The sequence below is a fragment of the Lysinibacillus contaminans genome, from assembly GCF_001278945.1.
Lineage (GTDB): Bacteria > Bacillota > Bacilli > Bacillales_A > Planococcaceae > Lysinibacillus > Lysinibacillus contaminans.
Genome location: NZ_LGRV01000001.1, coordinates 22,473 through 43,191, shown reverse-complemented (window position 1 = coordinate 43,191; position 20,719 = coordinate 22,473). Strand labels below are relative to the sequence as shown.

Below are 20,719 nucleotides of genomic sequence, written 5' to 3'. Positions count from 1 at the left end.
TCATTTGGATAATTATCACCATTTACAATTACGATACTTAAAAAAGCCACCCATTACTGAGGAGGGCACTGAAAAACTTACGTTTTTAAATTTGTAGGTTCATTTAAGATAAAAATAGGCGACTTCTTGTTCATCTTGGAACAGGAAGTCGCCTATTTCTTTCGGTTATTTTACTCTTTTTCTTTCAATAACGTGAGTATCCGTTTCAAATTGACGGCGAATATAGTTGTGGCTCCTTGCATTTCCATCCCAAATAGACCCGCAGATGATGCTACATCATACCCGTGTCCGTTCTTTAACTCACTGTTTTTGGCTTCAATTTTATAACGTGAACGCGCCAGTTCTTTAAAATCATCTGTGTTCTGAAAGACTTCCTGTTCTGCGTGTTCCATCGATTTTATGGTCACCGAATAGGTCTTATTTTTAGCACCTTCTTTATAACAACCTTCGCGCAAAGGACATACTTTACATTTTTCTATGTCAAAATAATAGGTTTGACGTTGGTTCTTTCCGACGTTCTTTTTATTCGTACGTGCTGTGCGAATTGCCATATGTCCTGCTTTACACACATACATACCAGCATCTTTATTAAACTCAAATTCTTCTTCTTTCGTACGTCCACCTTGTGTAATCTGCGGATTTAGTTTTGATACAAGTTGAAATTCCTCTGTTTTAGCTAATTGGAGATTGTCTTTCTCTGAATAAGCTGCATCACCGATCACTGTGTCAATTTCTATGCCTGTTGTTTTACTTTTTTCTATTAATTCTTTTAAGTATTTCCCATCACTTTTCTCACCCGTTGTCACGACAGCGGCAGTAATGATGCGTTCATCGCTCATAGCAATATGCGTTTTAAATCCAAAGAAAGAAGAGTCCATTGATTTATGACCAATACGTGCGTCTGGGTCTGCGGAATAGCTAAGTTGTACTTCAAAATCTTCGACCACTTCTTTTAAAACATTTAATTTTTCTTTGACAGCAGGGACACACGCTATTTTTGGTTGTGCTTCCACGATTTCTACGACTTGACGGCAATAATCGAGTTCATCATTTACTTCGTTAGAAGTGGTTTTGGGCGGGAATTTTTCTTTCATTGTTTCATCAAATTGATAGACAGCTTTACGGACGTTTTTTGATTTCTCCTGTAAAAATTCCTTTGGTGATTTTTGATTGTAACGTGCTTTTGTATGTGTGGCATCAACAATAATCGTTTTACTCGAAATGATGTTTTTCTCTAACGCAATCTCAACCGTTTTTCCAATCAACAAATCTAATAAACCCACATCTTGAAGACGGAGTCGGCGAAATTTCGTTAATGAACTTGAATGAATGACATCTTCTTCAGGCGCCATATCTAAAAAGTATTTGAAGGACATATCGTATTTCGAGCGTTCAACCAGATCTTCATCGGATACATCATAAATCGCTTTTAATAATAAATATTTGAACATACGAATAGGAGGCACAGCATTACGACCATTATCGAGACAATATTTAGTTTTCAACTCATCTAAAATAAATGAGAAATCGACAAGTTCATTGATTTGGCGAAGCATATTATTTTTGGGTACGACGATATCATAGATCGCCATAAAAGGGCTAAGTTTCAGCGTTTCTTGGTTTGAAATCATTTTAAATACCACCTACATACATTGATAACCTTAGTATAAAACAAAAAGCAGTGGAAAGTTCGATGCAAACGAGCTTTCCACTGCTTAAATTAAATTTTGGACTTTTTCAGTGCCCTCTTACTGAGTAGTCTTGTTTTGTATCCTAAAAGTAAGAAACACTAGTCTTTTTGAAAGTCGGAATTTAATCGTTAGAAAACACCGTTCTTCCTCTTATATATTCCAAAGAGAATAAAACCCCACATGGCGATAATCAACAAATCAAATAGTTTAAGTCCTATTGCTTCGAAACCAAACATTAAATGCAACACGAAACTCATTATCATTAATATGATTACGACCCCAAGTAGTATCTGATCTCTTTTACTCATCTCATCACCTTCCCATATACTAAAAATAATAGTTACAAAATTGTTCCCTTAGTAAATTAAATAATACCACGTACTAATTTCGACACATAAAAAACCACCCATCATGGAGTGGTCTTATTTTGTGCTTATTCAACTAAAGCGCCTGTTGGTTGAGTAACGAAAAACATTACACAATTTTTATGAACAACGCATAACTGCATGGTCAACATCTTTATTCTTTATTAAAACATTTTTATCATCGTCGACTTGATACGTAATTTCTTCAGTATTTAAACATATGGACAGAGATTCTCTCAATTTATCATTCATATTTTCGTGGTGTGCAAATATAACAAATTTATCTTGTTCGGGATTTTGTTGATTACACGCTGTAACTACGCTTAGTAACATTGTACATACAATAATAGGTCTAAAAGTTTTCAATTTTCTTCCCTCCCAAACATCATATACTAGAAAAAGATTATTTATGCAATTGTTTTACTTATCTTCTTCAACTATCCTGCGCCGTTAGCTCAATAAGGAAAAAGCGATTTTTAAGATGGTTTCGAAACTAAGGATTACAGTCTAAATTATCTCAAACTTTTTCAATGCATATTCAATGCCGTTTTCACTGGATTTTTTGGTAACAAAATCAGCAACATTTTTCAGTGTTTCTTTTGCATTTCCCATCGCTATACCGAATCCTACTAATTCCAACATATCAATATCATTTTCTCCATCTCCAAAAGCAATAGCATCCGATTTATCAATCCCAAAAAATTCTAAAGTTTTAAGGATGGCTAATGACTTTGATACATCCTCCTTCAAAACGTTCAACACATAAGGATGCCATCTTTTAAATGTTAGATGCGGGAATTTATGAATGTACTTGTCAACCGTTTCATCATTTGCAAACAAACACAATAAAAAAACCTCTTGATTATGTAATAAATGATAAATTTCAGGATAATCATTCAGAGACAATGTTTCCTTTAAGGCTTTTAAAATTTCAGTTTCAATTACACCATTCATACTAAATTCTTCAGTATAAAATGACAATCCGTTATTCTGTAATTTGGCAAATGCCATAACTTCTTGAATTATACTTTTATCCATTGGTACTTTATGAATAACTTCTTGGTTATGTTTCACGTATCCTCCATTCGCTGTTATGAATGTTTCAATACCCAACTCCTGTAATTCCTTGCACATTGATAACGGCCTTCCTGTTGCTGCTACTACCTTAATTCCTTTCCTTTTCAATTTTTTTATAGCTTCAATAGTACTGTATGGAATGTTGCCATCTTCATGATGTGTAATAGTCCCATCAACATCAAAAAAAACAATTTTATAACCCATAAAAATCTCCCTATTAAGTTCTTTAATAATAACTGCTTATCTAATATTCGATTTCCTAACAAGAAATCCTTCTTCAACTAACCTGCTTACATTAGTTCAATAACCTCAAAATAATATCTTTAATCTTTTTTAGAACAACAAAAAAAAGAACGAATTCCACCATCGGAAATTCGTTCTTTTTCATTATACTAACTCTAACCACGCAACCGCTTCGCAATGTGTCGAGTGTATGTGGCAACACAATGGTGCTACTGGATTTACTATTCAGATCTGACTCCAGTTAGATCACGCGCTTTCGCATTGCTTATCATGGCATGGGTTTTTAGAAACTATAAAGTAGTCTCTTCAGAGGGTAGCTAGAGATGTTTGAGAAATTGTAACCTTTATATCATTGTTTTCTTTAATAACTCGAGGTACTCTAATCTCCATTCTCTCATTTTTTAAAACGAAGTGTTTATGCCCGCTCCCATATCGGGTGCCCTTTTTTATTATTTGAAAGCCCTTGATACCAAAGGGATTAGAATTGTGAATTTAACTCATACAATTGTCAGACTCTATTTTAGTCCAAAAGAACTGTGTTTTTATATTATTCGGAAATAACAAACAAATTGACTTAACACGAATTTTCTTATATTCTAAGGATTATTTCATAAAATGAAAAAGTTCTTATCATGATTATTGTGGGATAGCCATAATAATCGCTTCGCAATAAAGTAGTAGATGTCATGCTCAGCCCTACAAAAATTTTCTATATAAATAAAATGCACTTTAGCATATGTGGTGCCTCTTCTTATTGGTTTTAGAAGAGGCTCTTATTTGTATGTTAACTGATGCGCACTCTTAAAGGAGGAAGAAATGCAAAAAGGAAATCCATGGGCATTAATTCCCATTGTTGTATTTTTAATTTTGTTTATCGGCTCAGGAATTGTATTAAATAATTTTTATGCATTTCCTGTATTGGTTGCCATTTCGATTGCAAGCACTGTTGCTCTTTTCATGAACCGCAAAGAAACGATCACAAAAAAGATTGAAACCTTTACGACCGGCGCCGGGAATTCGAACGTCATGTTAATGGTGATCATTTTCTTACTTGCCGGTGCATTTTCGGAAACCGCAAAAGGAATGGGCGCTATTGAAGCAACGGTAAACTTTGCACTCTCCATTTTGCCACAAAACTTATTAGTTATTGGCTTATTCATAATTGCCTGTTTTATATCTTTAGCAATGGGCACTTCAGTTGGAACGATTGTTGCCCTCGCTCCAATAGGTTTAGCGATTGGGGAGCAAACAGGACTTTCAATACCGCTATTAATGGCAACTGTTATAGGTGGTGCTATGTTTGGAGATAATTTATCATTTATTTCGGATACAACTATAGCATCGGTCCGCTCACAAGGCGCAGAAATGAAAGACAAATTTAAAGTTAACTTTTTCATTGTGTTACCAGCAGCAATTGTCACATGTGTTATTTTAGCCTTTTTGACGCTGAATTCCACAGCTCAAGTGACACATGCAAGCTTTGATTGGTACAAATTGATTCCTTATTTATTCGTCATTGTTTTTGCTTTGATTGGAGTAAATGTCTTTACAGTATTAGCAAGTGGGATCATCCTCGCTGGAACTATTGGCTTAATTGATGGTAGTTATGAGGTGATGACATTTATCGGCGCAATTGGTGACGGTATGAGCAATATGTTTGAAATGGCGTTTTTAGCGATGTTAATTGCCGGTATGGTCGAGATCATTAAGCATAATGGCGGCATTGATTTTATCGTACATATCGCAACGCGTAAAATTAAGTCGCAAAAAGATGCCCAATTTGCAATAGCAGGTTTAGTTGGTTTAACCGATCTTTCAACCGCCAATAATACGATTGCAATTATGATTGCTGGGCCAATAGCAAAAAAAATTGCCGATCAATACGATATTGAGCCACGTAAATCAGCAAGCATCATCGATATTTTTTCATGTGTCGTTCAGGGTATAATTCCGTACGGTGCACAATTTTTAGCAGCTGCCAGTATCGCCGGCATTTCCCCTATTTTAATCATGCAATATTCGTATTACTCCATTTTAGTAGGTGTCTGCGGAGTCATTGCCATCTTCATCGGTTATCCGAAAACTAAAAATAAACCTATTCAAAAATCGTAAATGTACTATTCGCATTTACGATTTTTAGCATTACTTGCACCGGGTGCAAAAAAATTCTTATAATAAACTTCAATTCAAAAAGCTGTGCCGAAATTCCCAATGAAAACTGGATTTTCGGCACAGCTTTTTTTTCATTACATCAAACTAACTCCAACCACGCGACAGCCTCACAATGTGTTGAGTGCGGGAACATATCAACTGGCTGAATTTCCTGCGTTTTATAGCCGCCATCCTCTAGAATACGAAGATCTCGGGCAAGTGTACCTGGGTTACATGATACGTAAACAACGCGTTTTGGTCGTTGTTCTAATATCGTTGTCAGTAATGCCTCGTCACAACCTTTTCGTGGTGGGTCGACTACAAGTACATCCGCTTCTTTGCCTTCTTTGTACCAACGTGGAATGACTTCTTCTGCTGGTCCAGCCTCAAAATACGTATTCGTAAAGCCGTTTAGCTCGGCGTTTCGTTTTGCATCTTCAATTGCTTGCGGCACAATTTCCACGCCCATGACAGCTTTTGCTTTTTGCGCTAAGAACAATGAAATTGTGCCGATACCACAATAGGCATCAATGACGCGTTCATCCCCTTGTAAATCTGCGTAATCTAACGCTTGCTGATACAGTACTTCTGTTTGGATTGGGTTCACTTGGTAGAATGAACGAGCAGAAATTTCAAATCGTATATCGCCAATAGTGTCGATAATGACGTCCTTGCCCCAAAGGTTCAATGTTTCCTCACCAAAGATGACGTTTGTTTTATCGCAATTGATATTTTGCATGATTGAAGTAACATTCGGCACTAGCTTTTGAATTGTCGCAACAGCCTCTTCTGCCTTAGGGAACTTTTTCTTTTTCGTTACGAGTACGACCATGACTTCACCAGTTGCACGTGCTTTACGTACAACTACATGACGTAGCATCCCCTCATGTGTGTCTTCGTTGTATGGACTAATGCCGATTGTTGCTAATTCTTTTTTCAATTCAGCAAGAATGACGTCTGCTTCACCTGTTTGAATCAGGCAGCGTTCCATATCCACAATGGTATGAGATTTCGTTTTGTAGAAGCCGGCAATCTCTTGTCCTGCTTCATCTGTTGAAAATGGAATCTGAGCTTTGTTTCGGTACTGCCAAGGCTCTTCCATCCCTTTTACCGGTAATACAGGCGCATCGATTTTGCCGATACGTTGCATAACGTTGCGCACCATGTTCTCTTTCCATTTTAGCTGTCCTTCGTAAGACAGGTGTTGTAGTTGGCAACCACCGCATTGAGAAAAATATTCACAAGGTGCCTCTACACGGTCTGGTGATGGCTTAATGATTTCTATCATTTTGGCAAAGCCGTAGTTTTTTAATGTTTTTAAAACATGCACTTCTGCTGTCTCATCAGGAAGTGCGCCTTGAATAAATAACGGGTAGCCATCGATCTTTGCAACGCCATTGCCGTCATGCGTTAAATCTTCTATATAAACTGTTAATCGATCATTCTTTTTTACAGGTGCTGACATACGTAAATCCTCCATTTCAATTCTTCTATTGTAGCATGTGACAGCAGATGAAAAAAGAACAAGGCTGGATTTTCACAAAAATGGCTAGAGATCACACACAAAAGAAACATGTAGCATACGACGATATGAAAAGTAATGCAATTGTGCAAAACCTTTATTCTATCGTGCATCCAACCTTGTCATAAAAAAAGAGCCGCTATTCGCGACTCTTTCCCTCGTTTTTTGTTGCATGCTGATCTTTTGGCGCCCACCAGAAGGCAAAGGCAATGCCTATAATCACCACAATGAACGGTGCATAAAACATGATGAAATTATCCATTCCTACTACCTCCTATGCATGATTGTCTTCTTTACCTGTTACATAATTTTTATTGAACAAGAATAGTTTCAACAGTAAATATAAAGACGGGATTAATAGACATAATCCAAGAATAAATACGACGATTAACGCAATCGCCATTTGTTTACTTGTGAAACTATCGTAAATTGTTAAATATGGATATAGTAAATACGGATACTGTGCGAGACCATAGGCATAGAATGCGAAGCCAAATTGAGCTATTAATAGCACTACTGCCAAACCGTAATTTTTTTTCATCCATAGTAACACCATCGTAAGGACGAATAAGACTGCAGAAATACCAAATATCCACCATAACTTGACCATATTGGCATAGCTCTCTGGATTAATACCTTTCATTTCGTACATAATGCCGAGCGCGCTAATCATTAATGGTAATCCCCAAATGAGTGCATATTTTCGCATTAGATTTGTCGCTTCCTCATCATTTGCCTTATGTGCATACCAAGTCAGGAATACGGCTGAAATAAATAACACTGCTGCAATACTTAACACGACAATGCTCCATGCATATGGGCTCGTATACAACGCCCAATAATCGAGTACTGGTTGCCCATTCACCATGTCCACAAAACCACCACCCGCAATGGCGAATACAACAGAAAATGAAGCTGGAATTAATAATCCTGAAACTCCGTAAGTTAGTGTATAGCCCACATGCCCTCTTGAACCATATGATTCAAACGCATAATATGAACCGCGGATCGCAAGTAATACAAGTGAGATACTAACCGGCACTAGCAAAATTGTGCCATAGTAGAATGCTGTTTGTGGGAAGAATCCTACAATCCCTACGAAGAAGAATACTAAAAAGACGTTCGTTACTTCCCAAACTGGCGATAAATAACGTTGAATAATGTTCGTCAAAATATGATTTTTTCCTACAAGTACACTGTAAGCATTAAAGAATCCTGCCCCAAAATCAATCGATGCAACAATCACATAACCAAATAAGAAAATCCACAACACTGAAATCCCTAAAACTTCTAATGTCATACGATGTCACCGCCCTTTTCAGATTGGCGATCTTGTATTTCACGTTCAATTGGATTCTTCTTAAACATACGAGTCAGTACGACCACACTGCCAATTCCAAGTACAGTATAGACACCTGCAAATAATAACAGCATTAAATCGACATGATCGCTTGTTGTTGCTCCTTCTGGGGTGCGCATTAAGCCATATAGTATCCACGGCTGACGCCCAACCTCTGCAAGCCACCAACCAGCTTCAATGGCGATAATAGATAGTGGTCCACCTGCGACGATAATCCATTTATACCAGAGTGCATGGATAAACTGCCAGCCACGCGCTTTACCAACGACATAAAGCAATGAGACGAGTACCATGAACATCCCAATAAATACCATGATATTAAATAAATAGTGAATATAGAGTGGCGGTCGATCTTCTTCTGCAAATTGGTCTAACCCAATCACTTCTGCATTCGGATTATTATGCGCTAAAATACTTAGTGCATAAGGAATTCGAATCTCATATTTCACTTCACCATCTTGCATAATGCCAAACAATATAAGTGATGCTTTGTCTTCTGTTTCAAAATGCCATTCAGCAGCTGCTAATTTTTCAGGCTGATATTCCGCTAAATATTTTCCAGAGAAATCACCGATCACTGCCGCGGCAATGGAGAAGATCAATCCAATTTTCATTAATAACAGTAAGGCTTTTTTATGATATACATGGTCGGATCCTTTTAACATACGATATCCAGCAATTGCAGCCAACACAAACGCCGATGTCATATAGGCGGTTACGAGGACATGTGCTACTTTTGTCGGCATCGCAGGGTTAAACATTGCTAAAAATGGCTGAATGTTTACAAGCTCGCCATCTACAATATCAAAACCTTGCGGCGCATTCATAAACGCATTCACGATCGTGATAAATACCGCAGACATCGAAGCTCCTATTGCTACTGGGATGAGTAGAAGCATATGTTTTTTCTGACTGTCAAATCGATCCCATGTGTATAAATATATTCCTAAGAAGATTGCTTCAAAAAAGAATGCAAATGTTTCCATGAAAAGTGGTAATGCAATCGTTTGGCCGGCAAGCTGCATAAAGTTTGGCCACAGCAACGATAATTGCAAACCAATGGCTGTTCCTGTTACGACCCCAACAGCAACCGTAATGACGAATCCACGAGCCCATCGTCTTGCCAATAAAATGTAGTGCTCATCATTGTTTTTGTATCCTGTCCACTGTGCAATCATAATCATCAGTGGTACACCAACACCAATCGTTGCATAGATGATATGGAACGATAGGGTTAATTCAGTTAGTGCCCTACTCCAGAAGACCGCTGACTCATTGACCATTATTTTCCCCTCCTAACCTCCAAATATTTTGCCGAGTATGGAAAGTAGCATAATAATTGCAACTCCAAAGCTTAACCACATGAGCTTTTTTTCTTGCGTTTTATACAAATGCACCACTTCCTTTCCTTTCTATACCTATATTTTCCACTATTGCCACGAAAAAAACCTTTATAATGAGCCGAAAATTCGGCCTATTATAAAGGTTTCAATATTTGTTCAATTAATATACGTACATTTGTCAAACTTTTTTCTTATTTAAGGTCATAATTACTTATTTTGCAGATATTCCACGCGATCTTCTTCACGAATGTCGTTTATCGGTACGAAAATTTCAATATGGCGTTTTAAATTTTCAAACGTTGCCGGTGCATCGCCACCATATTCGCCATCTAAATTCAAATGCACTTCATCCCTAGACGTTACTTTTACATAACGAGCTTTTTTATAAATTACACGCTCATCATTTAAATGCTCGCCGCGCAATGCCATAGCTGCAAGCTGTACAAATTCTGGTAAGCTTACTTTTTTCAAAACAAGTAGAGTAAACAATCCATCGTTAATGCTTGCATCCGGAGCTAGTTTTTCAAAGCCACCAACAGAATTCGTCAAGCCACATAAAAACATCATTGTGTCGCCATCAAATACTTCATCATCGTATTCAATACGCATATGTGTCGCTTTAATCGATGGAATCATTTCAACTGCTTTGACATAGTACGCTAGTTGACCTAGCATCGTTTTCATCTTGCTCGGCACTTCATAAGTTAACTCTGTAATACGGCCACCTGCAGCGATATTGATGAAATAGCGCACACCATTTAATATTCCCACATCTACCGGTAATGTATCCCCTTTAATAATGATTTCGAGCGCTTCATCAATATTTCTTGGAATATGCACCGCACGTGCAAAGTCATTCGTCGTTCCCATTGGAATTAAACCGATTTTAGGGCGTTTTTCAAACTGACTCACACCTGAAACAACTTCGTTTAATGTACCATCTCCACCAACTGCTATGACAATATCAAATCCTCGTTCTACTGCAATTTTCGCTGCATTTGTTGCATCGCCTTCACAAGTTGTTGCATGACAAGATGTTTCATAGCCTGCTACCTCTAGTTTTTCCAACACTTCAGGCAAATGCTTTTTAAATGCTTCACGCCCAGATGTAGGGTTATAAATGATTCTTGCTCTTTTCATAACATACCTTCCTGCTTCATAAGATTCTATTCCCTAAACGCTGTTTTGCGTGGGAATGTTGCTTAACTTTTATCGCAATGCTGCTGTTACATGTTTTTTGAAATCTTCGTAGACAAATGTCCAAAATTGTTTGTTCGAAATATTTTCTTCACGAATTTCACCATACATAACTTTTTGAGCATCTTCAAATGTTGGATCTTCTTTGTCCGGCAAGCTAGCGCGTTTGTTTACAACGTTTTCTTGCAATTCAGGCGCACGAGGTCCCCACTTGCCTATAACTTGTCCTGCATTATCTAATAATACATAAATAGGAATGGCACGACCACCATTTGTTAAATAACGATCAATTAAATCCGTGTCTGCATCACGTAATACTGCACGCATATCCAAATCAGCCGCCTCTGCTACACGTCGTATAATCGGATTATTTAACATGGCATCACCGCACCAGTCTTCTGTAATCGTTAAAATCTTAGGTTGTTTTCCCTTTAATAAATCGATAAACCCATCATTAGTCGGTACTTCAAAACCCTCATAAATACGGAAACTATCCTCTTTTAGCATAGACATATTGTCCATATATTGTTGAATTGAAATCGCTTCATTGAAATATGCTTGTTCAGTTTTCATTTCACTTCATTCCCCCTAGAAATCATATAGTGTATCTATTCTATATTTTGCTATGAATACGCAATTTAGACAACTATTTAATGCTGTATCTCCGTATATTTGTTAGTATGCCCATTTCGTTGTCATCTATTTTTTGCATATGAAAAGCCAAGAAAGCAATTTTGCTCTCTTGGCTTGTTTCAATTAATAAGAAATTAGCGTTTCGCAATCTCTTGTTGTAATAATTTATTGACCATTGGTGGGTTCGCTTGACCTTTAGTTGCTTTCATAATTTGACCAACTAGGAAGCCAATAGCGCGATCTTTACCATTTTTGAAGTCTTCAATAGATTGTGGATTGTTGTCTAAAATTTCAGTAACGATTGCTAATAATGCGCCTTCGTCAGAAATTTGTACTAACCCTTTTGCTTTGACGATTTCATCAGCAGAACCACCATTTTCAACTAATTCAGCAAATACTTTTTTACCGATTTTAGATGAGATTGTGTCGTTTGCGATTAATTTCACCATACCTGCAAGGTTTTCTGGTGTTAGCGCAGTATCTTTAAGCTCTTTTTGTTCAGCATTTAAGTAAGCAGAAACATCACCCATTAACCAGTTTGCAGATAGTTTTGCATCAGCACCAGCTGCTACCATACCTTCAAAGAAGTCAGAGATTTCTTTAGAAAGAACAAGTACGCCTGCGTCATAAGCTGTTAAGCCTAACTCTTCCACATAACGTTTTTTACGAGCATCTGGAAGCTCAGGAATTTCTGCACGTACACGCTCAAGCCATTCGTCGTCAATTGAAAGACGCACTAAGTCTGGCTCTGGGAAGTAACGGTAATCATCTGTTCCTTCTTTAACACGCATAAGAACTGTTTTGCCTGTTTTTTCATCGAATCGACGTGATTCTTGCTCAATTTCGCCGCCTGAAAGTAATACGTCTGCTTGACGTAATTCTTCATGCTCTAAGCCGCGACGTACGAAGTTGAATGAATTTAGGTTTTTAAGCTCTGTTCTTGTACCGAACTGTTCTTGGCCGTATGGACGGATTGAAATGTTGGCATCACAACGTAAAGAACCCTCTTCCATTTTACAGTCAGAAACATCTGTATATTGGATGATTGATTTTATTTTTTCAAGATACGCATATGCTTCGTTTGGCGTGCGGATATCTGGCTCAGAAACGATTTCTACAAGTGGTGTACCTTGACGGTTAAAGTCAACTAATGAATGGTCACCAGCGTGTGAAAGTTTACCAGCATCTTCTTCCATATGAAGTCGTGTAATACCAATACGTTTTGTGTAACCGTCTACTTCAATATCTACCCAGCCATTTTTACCGATTGGCTTATCAAATTGTGAAATTTGGTATGCTTTCGGATTATCCGGATAGAAGTAGTTTTTACGGTCGAATTTAGTTTCTTGTTCGATTTCCATGTTAAGTGCAAGGGCAGCACGCATCGCAAAATCTACTACGTTTTTATTTAATACAGGAAGGACACCAGGGTAGCCTAGGTCGATTACTGTTGTATTTGTATTTGGCTCGGCACCGAAATGAGCAGGTGCTGAAGAGAAGATTTTCGAGTTTGTTTTTAACTCAACGTGTACTTCTAAACCAATAACTGTTTCAAAGTTCATGTTATTTTCCCTCCCAAATTTGAGGAACTTGTTTATGGAATTCAGTCGCTTGCTCAAAAGCATGCGCTGTGCGGTAAATTGTCTCTTCATCGAAGTGTTTACCGATAATTTGTAAACCTAATGGCAAACCATTTTCAAAACCGCATGGAATTGAAATTGCTGGTACACCCGCTAAGTTCATAGGAATTGTTAAAATATCATTAGCGTACATTGTCATTGGATCATTTACATTTTCACCGATTTGGAAAGCTGGTGTTGGTGTAGTTGGACCGATGATTACGTCATAGTCTTCGAAAACTTTGTCGTAGTCTGCTTTGATGAGCGTACGTGCTTGTTGGGCCTTTTTGTAGTAAGCATCGTAAGTACCAGCACTTAAAGAATAAGTACCAAGCATGATACGACGTTTTACTTCATCACCGAAACCTTGTGCACGAGTTTCTTTGTAAAGGTCTAGTAAGTTATCTACGTTTTCAGCGCGGAAGCCGTAACGGATACCGTCGAAACGAGAAAGGTTAGAAGACGCTTCAGAAGAAGAAAGAATATAGTAAGCTGCAAGTGCGTATTTAGAGTGAGGAAGAGAAACTTCTTCTACTGTTGCACCTAAAGATTTTAGTACTTCTAATGCATCTAGCACTGATTGTTTTGCTGCTTCGCCAACACCTTCACCAAGGAATTCCTTAGGTACAGCGATACGTAAGCCTTTAATATCACCAGTCAAAGCTGCTGCAAAGTTTGGTACTTCTACGTTTGCTGAAGTTGAATCGTTAGCGTCTAAACCTGAGATTGCTTCAAGTAAAAGTGCGTTATCTTCTACATTACGTGTAATTGGTCCGATTTGGTCTAAAGAAGACGCAAATGCTACTAGGCCAAAACGAGATACACGACCATATGTAGGTTTCATCCCTACAACACCGCAATATGCTGCTGGTTGACGGATTGAACCACCTGTGTCAGAACCAAGTGAGAATGGAACTTCACCAGCTGCTACTGCTGCTGCAGATGCACCTGAAGAACCACCTGGTACGTGATTTAAGTTCCATGGATTTTTCGTTGTTTTATAGTATGAGTTTTCGTTTGAAGAACCCATTGCAAATTCATCCATGTTTAATTTACCGATTGTCACCATACCCGCTGCGCGTAGTTTGTGTACAACCGTTGCATCATAAATCGGCATGAAACCTTCAAGGATTTTAGAAGCACAAGTTGTTTCTAAGCCTTCTGTTACGATATTATCTTTAACCCCGATAGGAAGACCGAAAAGTGGTCCACGTTCGTTGAATGGTACTTGATCCATTTCAGCTGCTTGTGCAGTTGCTTTTTCTTCGTTTAAAGCAAGGAATGCTTGTACATCGCCGTCAAGCTTTGCAACGCGTTCGTATGCTTCTTTTGTTAAGTCAGCGATCGTTAAGTTACCTGCTTGTATGTCAGCTTGTAGCTCTTTTGCTGAACGTTCGAATAACGTCATGAGGAATCCTCCTATATTTTAGTATTACATGATAGCTGGTACTTTTACTTGACCATCTTCTTGTTCTTTTACGTTTAACATCATTACTTCACGGTCTAAACCTTTGTGTGCTACGTCTTCACGCATAACGTTAACAAGTGGTAACACGTGTGTAGTTGGTTCAACGTTTGTCGTATCAAGCTCGTTTAATTGTTCTGCGAAGTCTGTGATTTTACCAAGTTGCTCAGCAAATTTTTCTGCCTCTTCCTCCGTAATTGCAAGACGTGCTAAATTCGCAACGTGCTTCACTTCTTCTTTTGTTAATTTCGCCATTATTTACACCTCCGAATAGGACCATAATTTTTAAATTTATCAATAAAAAAAGCGCTAGATAAAGTTAACCATGCCAACAATCATAACATTTTTCACTTTAAAAATCACAACTTTCACCAAAAATACAGAAACTTTCGCTACTATGACAGAGTGTTATCTATGAATAGACACGGTTCATTATGTGAACCGAATTTACATACTAAAAATATACTTTCTAGCATAAAAATATAGCCAGCTTGTAGCTGACTATATTTCATCATTCATAAATATGCACATAAGGATCTTTCTCATTCGCTTGTTTCACAATCAAAGCCTCTGGACCATTTATTGACGTAATGCTTACTTCGACATTTATATTATCGAATTGCTTAATGAGTGCACCTGTCAAATATTGGGTGAAACCGATAACTTCAGTAGTACCGAAAAATTGAATAGGTACTTCAATCGTTAGCTTTTGGATTTTTTTATTTTGGTAGAAGCCTGTACCAATGACACTTGTGTAGTTTGAGAAGTATTTATCAACATCTTGTTTAAAGTTTTTGAAGTTGTTGCTCACATCACGATAGACGTCCTGTGAATCGTCTGTTGGAAACAATACATACTCTTCATCGATTGCTTCCCAATCGCCTACATCATTTTGTCCCGCTTCCGCTACACCATAGGAGAAATACGTACCTGGGATTATTTTATTGCGTGCTTGTTGCTTAAATAACCCAACGACAATTGGTACATCCTTTAGCTCATCGCGTGTACGCAGACGAGTTATGATTTCTGCCGCCATTTTTTTCCCTTGCTCAACTAATTTTGCTTCGTCAATTGGCTCGTCATAATACTCACCGTATTTCTCTTTTTGGTAGTAATAAATAGAGTTCATCGCAAGACCGATTGAAATTCCGCCTAACTTCACTTTATTATCATTTGTTTTTGTTAAATAATTTTGCTCGACAATATGCGCTAAATAAACAGGTGCAGTCGTCGCACGCTCTTCAGCTGTCATTGTATCAGTTGTTGGAGGGTTTAAGCCTTCCTCTTCTTGAGAGCTACGCGCAAGCCAATCTTTCACTGTACTTTCAGCTAAATACTGACCTTCTTGAAAGTAGTAATTCTCTGTGTCAAACTCATTTTGAGAAAGACGCATTAATCCAGTTTCTGCTTCCTTAATGTCATACTTTGTGTAAATATTTGAAACAATTAATCCCCGACTAGCGCTTTCCTTATATGGGATTAACGTTTTATAAAAAGATTCATCAATCGATATATTTGGAATAATCGTTGTTTCTGCTTTTTCCTGCTGTTCTTCCTGTTCAAGCTCTGCATCTTCCTTAGCAGCAGGTACGCAACCTACTAACATTGCAGCCGCCACTATTGCCGGAATGAGTCGAAATGACTTCATTATTAAATACCCCTTTACTGTTTTACTGTGAAAGTTGTTCAATTAGGCGATTTTCGTCCCAAACCTCTATACCAAGTTGCTCCGCCTTTGTCAGTTTAGAACCCGCATCCTCACCAGCAATAACAAGGTCTGTTTTTTTGCTGACACTTCCTGTAACAATGCCACCTAACTCTTCTATTTTCGCTTTTGCTTCGTTACGTGTCAATTGCTCAAGTTTTCCAGTAAGGACAATTGTTTTACCTGCAAACGGATTTTCACCCACTGCCACTTCGACCTTTTTGCCTTTATACGTCATATTGACACCCACTTCAGCCAGGCGAGCAATCACTGCACATGCATCTTCATTTGCAAAATACTCGACAAGCGATGAAGCCATTTTATCGCCAATTTCATGAATTGCAACTAGCTGTTCTTCGGTTGCAGCCATGACTGCTTCCATCGTTTCAAATTCCTCTGAGACAATTTTTGCGGCCTTTTCACCAACATGACGAATGCCTAGTCCAATCAATAATCGTTCCATTGAATTGTCCTTTGATGCTTGAATCGCATTTACTAAATTTGTCGCTGATTTTTCACCCATGCGCTCTAATTCAATAAGCTGCTCAACCGTTAATAGATATAAATCAGAAACGTCATGGATTAGATTAGCTCGTAGTAACTGTTCAACAACCTTTTCTCCAAGACCATCAATATTCATCGCATTACGAGAGACAAAATATTTAATACTTTCTGCAATTTGTGCAAAGCATGCCGGATTCACACAACGTAGCGCCACTTCTCCTTCGATGCGGATTAGTTCGCTATCACATACCGGACAATTTGCAGGCATCTCGTAAGGCACAGAATCCTCAGGGCGTTGCTCTATTAACACACCTACAACCTGCGGAATAATATCTCCTGCTTTTCGGATAATGACAGTATCACCTATTCGAATATCTTTCTCACGAATTAAATCCTCATTATGGAGAGAAGCACGTTGCACAGTCGTTCCTGCTACCTGTACGGGTGCTAGTATCGCTGTTGGAGTCACCACACCAGTACGTCCTACTGTTAAATCAATATCTAATAATGTTGTCACAACTTCCTCTGCAGGGAACTTATACGCAATGGCCCAACGAGGACTTTTCGCAGTATATCCAAGCTCATCTTGCTGTGCAAAGCGGTCGACTTTAATAACAATCCCATCGATTTCATACGCTAAATCTGGACGTTTTTCTGTCCATTTTTCAATAAAGCCTAATACCTCTTCAATCGACGTACAATGCTGACGCTCTTTATTTGAAGGGAAGCCTAGCTCTTCTAAATAATTAAGCATCTCGCTGTGCCCGTCAATGCCGTACGCTTCACCGTCTCCACCTATAGCATAAATGAATGTTGACAGCTGACGACTTGCAGCAATTTTAGGGTCTAACTGACGTAATGATCCTGCAGCAGCATTACGTGGATTAGCAAATAGTTCTTCACCATTTTCGGCACGTTTCGCATTGAGCTTGTCAAAAGATTTTTTCGGCATATATGCCTCGCCGCGAACTTCAATTGTTAACGGCTCCTTCAAACGAAGCGGCACCGCGCGAATCGTTTTTAAATTAGCGGTAATTTCCTCGCCAACTTGACCATCCCCACGCGTTGCACCCTGTACAAAAACACCATTCTCATATTTCAATGAAATTGCTAAACCATCAATCTTCAGTTCACAAACATAAGAAAAATCGTTCCCTATTGCTTGGCGAATTTTACGGTCAAATTCACGCAAGTCTCCTTCGTTAAAGGCATTCGAAAGACTGAGCATTGGATAATCATGTGTTACTTTTTTAAAGCCATCAACGACTGCACCACCAACCCGTTGCGTCGGTGAATCAGGGTAAATAAGAGAAGGATTCGCTTCCTCTAATGCTATCAATTCATGCAGTAATTGATCATAAACGCTATCTGCTACAATTGGCTTATCAAGTACATAGTACGCATGTCCGTACTCATGTAATAATTTATTCAGCTCCGCAATGCGTTGTTCAATCTCGTTCATTTAGTTTCCTCCGCTTACGCTTTTTCGATTGGTGCAAATTGTGCTAGTAATCGTTTAATACCAATTGGTTGTGGGAATGCAATATCTAGCTCTGTTCCATCACCCTCACCCTTTACACTAACGACCATGCCGGTGCCCCATTTTTTATGGACTGCTTTATCGCCAGCCTTCCAGCCAAACTGGTCGCCCCCTGTTGATTGTAGACGCGCTGACGCTGGCTTAGTTTGCTGTACCTCACCAAGTGACCGTTTTTTATAACCATTCGAACGATTGCTAGATGCAAACGGCACATCAAGATTACTACCACTTTTAGAAATTGATTCTGTAATATCCGCTGAAATCTCACGTAAAAAACGTGAAGCATTATTATAGCTCGTACGCCCAAAAATCGTACGTGAACCGGCACACGTTAAATATAATCGTTCTTCTGCGCGCGTCACGCCAACATACATTAAGCGCCGTTCTTCTTCCATCTCATCGTTATCATCAAGGGAACGCGAATGCGGGAAAATATTTTCCTCCATTCCGATAATAAATACAACAGGGAATTCTAAACCTTTAGCGGCATGCATCGTCATTAAAATAATACTTCCTTTAGACGTGTCCTCTTTGTCAAGCGCATCAATATCTGCCACCAGCGCAAGATCAGTTAAGAAGCTAATGAGTGTCTTATCCTCACTACGCTCTTCGAAAGCTTTTGTAACAGATAAAAACTCTTCAATATTTTCTAAGCGACTTTCTGCTTCAATTGTTTTTTCATTTTGCAGCATTGCACGATAGCCAGACTTCTCAATCACTTGCTCCACTAGCTCGGTTACTGATAAATATTCCTGCATTTCTGTGAAACCTTTGATCATCGCATAAAAATGCTCTGCGGATGCTGCCGCCTTCCCTGTTAGTCCCATAAAAAATAAATCATTCATCGCGTCGAAAATGGAGCGATCTTGATCAATTGCATAACGTGCCATCTTTTCAAAAGAAGTTGCCCCAATACTACGCTTTGGCTCATTGATAATACGCGCTAGCGATAAATCATCATCGTTATTAGCGATTAAACGTAAATAAGCCAGTAAATCCTTAATCTCTTTCCGATCATAGAACTTCGTACCACCGACGATTTGATAACTCATATTGGACTTAACGAGCACTTCCTCCATAACACGCGACTGCGCATTCGTTCGATAAAGAATAGCAAAATCGTCAAGTGTACGATTTTCTTTGTCGATTAACTGTTGAATGGTTTGCACGACAAACTGCGCTTCTTCTTGTTCATTGTACGCTTTGTACATCGCTATTTTTTCGCCTTCAGCATTATCCGTACGCAACTCTTTTGGATAGCGCGTCGTATTATTTTGAATGACGTCATTTGCCGCTTGCAGGATGCGTTTTGTTGAACGATAATTTTGCTCTAGCATGATAGCCTTTGCATTCGGATAATCCTTTTCAAACGATAAAATATTTCCAATGTCCGCTCCACGCCAGCGATAGATGGATTGGTCAGAATCCCCTACAACACAAATATTTTGGAATTTCTTCGCTAATAGTTTCACAAGTAAATACTGTGATTTGTTCGTATCTTGGTATTCATCGACATGAATATATTGAAACTTGTTTTGGTAGTATTCCAATACTTCTGGAACACGCTTAAATAAAGTAATCGTCGTCATGATTAAATCATCAAAATCAAGTGATTGATTGCGACGCAGGCGTTTTTCATAGCCTTTGTATACCGTAGCTACTGTTTTTTCATACGGATTATGTTCATTCATATTTGCGGCGAATTCATCTGCTGTAATACATTCATTTTTTGCTGAGCTAATGGCATTTAAAATTGCGCGAGGCTCAAAACGTTTTGAATCAATATTTTCTTCCTTTAAGACATTTTTTACAACTGACAACTGATCAGTTGAATCTAAAATTGAGAAGTTTTTTGACATGCCGATTTGATCGATATTACGGCGTAAAATACGCACACACATTGAGTGGAAAGTCGATACCCACATGCTATCACCTGTCCCATTCCCAAGGATAGCATCAATACGTTCACGCATTTCACGTGCTGCTTTATTCGTGAATGTAATGGCTAAAATTTTAGATGGATAAACTTCTTTTTCCACAACTAAATATGCAATACGATGCGTTAGCACGCGCGTTTTTCCCGATCCAGCGCCTGCCATAATAAGTAGCGGCCCTTCTGTCGTTTTCACCGCTTTTTCTTGCTCAGGATTCATTCCTACTAATAAATTTTTCGTTAACTGTTCCATTTCGCACCACCTATTAAAATCGCCTCAGCACATTTTCCGCTTTTACGCAGAAAAAATGCATTCTGAGAGTTTAACTTCATTTAGCAAGCGTACTAACGCCAGCTGAACGAAGATGTAC

Annotated in this window: 17 protein-coding genes; 2 read left to right on the top strand and 15 right to left on the bottom strand. The window is 38.4% G+C overall.

All coding sequences use genetic code 11. From position 1 onward, the window contains the following. Positions 1–170: 170 nt before the first annotated feature. The 3 genes from AEA09_RS00190 to AEA09_RS00175 all read right to left on the bottom strand — a co-directional run bounded on the left by AEA09_RS00190 (position 171) and on the right by AEA09_RS00175 (position 3,337). The gene (locus tag AEA09_RS00190) at positions 171–1,631 is read right to left on the bottom strand and encodes an IS1182 family transposase (RefSeq protein WP_053581933.1); all 1,461 of its coding nucleotides are present in this window, start codon (positions 1,629–1,631) and stop codon (positions 171–173) included. 545 nt (positions 1,632–2,176) lie between these two features. After that, positions 2,177–2,422: a hypothetical protein gene (locus AEA09_RS00180; RefSeq protein ID WP_053581931.1), complete on the bottom strand. Its 246-nt coding sequence runs from the start codon at positions 2,420–2,422 to the stop codon at positions 2,177–2,179. A 141-nt stretch (positions 2,423–2,563) separates the two neighbouring features. After that, complete coding sequence (locus tag AEA09_RS00175; RefSeq protein ID WP_053581930.1) at positions 2,564–3,337, bottom strand: Cof-type HAD-IIB family hydrolase; 774 nt, start codon at positions 3,335–3,337, stop codon at positions 2,564–2,566. A gap of 855 nt (positions 3,338–4,192) precedes the next feature. Here AEA09_RS00175 and AEA09_RS00170 point away from each other — a divergent pair. After that, on the top strand, positions 4,193–5,488 hold the full coding sequence (locus AEA09_RS00170; RefSeq protein WP_053581929.1) for a Na+/H+ antiporter NhaC family protein: 1,296 nt from the start codon (positions 4,193–4,195) through the stop codon (positions 5,486–5,488). A gap of 139 nt (positions 5,489–5,627) precedes the next feature. Here AEA09_RS00170 and rlmD read toward each other — a convergent pair whose 3' ends face one another. Continuing rightward, the gene (gene rlmD, locus AEA09_RS00165; RefSeq protein ID WP_053581928.1) at positions 5,628–6,992 is read right to left on the bottom strand and encodes a 23S rRNA (uracil(1939)-C(5))-methyltransferase RlmD; all 1,365 of its coding nucleotides are present in this window, start codon (positions 6,990–6,992) and stop codon (positions 5,628–5,630) included. Between the two features lie 47 nt (positions 6,993–7,039). Here rlmD and AEA09_RS19750 point away from each other — a divergent pair, with 47 nt between their 5' ends. Further along, the gene (locus tag AEA09_RS19750) at positions 7,040–7,177 is read left to right on the top strand and encodes a hypothetical protein (protein ID WP_156312006.1); all 138 of its coding nucleotides are present in this window, start codon (positions 7,040–7,042) and stop codon (positions 7,175–7,177) included. Between the two features lie 11 nt (positions 7,178–7,188). On the opposite strand, the gene cydS is transcribed toward AEA09_RS19750, so the two are convergent. From cydS to pcrA, 11 genes are all read right to left on the bottom strand, one after another. Next, on the bottom strand, positions 7,189–7,311 hold the full coding sequence (cydS, locus tag AEA09_RS20400) for a cytochrome bd oxidase small subunit CydS family protein (RefSeq protein ID WP_281176677.1): 123 nt from the start codon (positions 7,309–7,311) through the stop codon (positions 7,189–7,191). A gap of 12 nt (positions 7,312–7,323) precedes the next feature. Beyond that, a complete protein-coding gene (locus tag AEA09_RS00160) occupies positions 7,324–8,349 on the bottom strand; it encodes a cytochrome d ubiquinol oxidase subunit II (protein ID WP_053581927.1) in 1,026 nt (341 codons plus the stop codon). Further along, positions 8,346–9,692, bottom strand: a complete 1,347-nt coding sequence (locus tag AEA09_RS00155; protein WP_053581926.1) for a cytochrome ubiquinol oxidase subunit I — start codon at positions 9,690–9,692, stop codon at positions 8,346–8,348. The genes AEA09_RS00160 and AEA09_RS00155 overlap by 4 nt, the downstream gene beginning before the upstream one ends. 267 nt (positions 9,693–9,959) lie before the next feature. Continuing rightward, on the bottom strand, positions 9,960–10,892 hold the full coding sequence (locus AEA09_RS00150; RefSeq protein WP_053581925.1) for a diacylglycerol kinase: 933 nt from the start codon (positions 10,890–10,892) through the stop codon (positions 9,960–9,962). A gap of 69 nt (positions 10,893–10,961) precedes the next feature. After that, positions 10,962–11,522, bottom strand: coding sequence for a thioredoxin family protein (locus tag AEA09_RS00145; protein WP_053581924.1), 561 nt, complete (start codon positions 11,520–11,522; stop codon positions 10,962–10,964). 194 nt (positions 11,523–11,716) lie between these two features. After that, positions 11,717–13,144, bottom strand: a complete 1,428-nt coding sequence (gene gatB / locus AEA09_RS00140) for an Asp-tRNA(Asn)/Glu-tRNA(Gln) amidotransferase subunit GatB (RefSeq protein WP_053581923.1) — start codon at positions 13,142–13,144, stop codon at positions 11,717–11,719. 1 nt (position 13,145) lies between these two features. Further along, on the bottom strand, positions 13,146–14,609 hold the full coding sequence (gene gatA, locus AEA09_RS00135; RefSeq protein WP_053581922.1) for an Asp-tRNA(Asn)/Glu-tRNA(Gln) amidotransferase subunit GatA: 1,464 nt from the start codon (positions 14,607–14,609) through the stop codon (positions 13,146–13,148). A gap of 24 nt (positions 14,610–14,633) precedes the next feature. Beyond that, on the bottom strand, positions 14,634–14,921 hold the full coding sequence (gene gatC, locus AEA09_RS00130) for an Asp-tRNA(Asn)/Glu-tRNA(Gln) amidotransferase subunit GatC (RefSeq protein WP_053581921.1): 288 nt from the start codon (positions 14,919–14,921) through the stop codon (positions 14,634–14,636). 256 nt (positions 14,922–15,177) lie between these two features. Next, on the bottom strand, positions 15,178–16,314 hold the full coding sequence (locus AEA09_RS00125) for a CamS family sex pheromone protein (protein ID WP_053581920.1): 1,137 nt from the start codon (positions 16,312–16,314) through the stop codon (positions 15,178–15,180). A 22-nt stretch (positions 16,315–16,336) separates the two neighbouring features. Beyond that, entirely contained in the window at positions 16,337–18,337 is a 2,001-nt protein-coding gene (ligA, locus tag AEA09_RS00120) for an NAD-dependent DNA ligase LigA (RefSeq protein ID WP_053581919.1), read from the bottom strand. Between the two features lie 14 nt (positions 18,338–18,351). After that, a complete protein-coding gene (gene pcrA, locus AEA09_RS00115; protein ID WP_053581918.1) occupies positions 18,352–20,601 on the bottom strand; it encodes a DNA helicase PcrA in 2,250 nt (749 codons plus the stop codon). Positions 20,602–20,719: the final 118 nt, after the last annotated feature.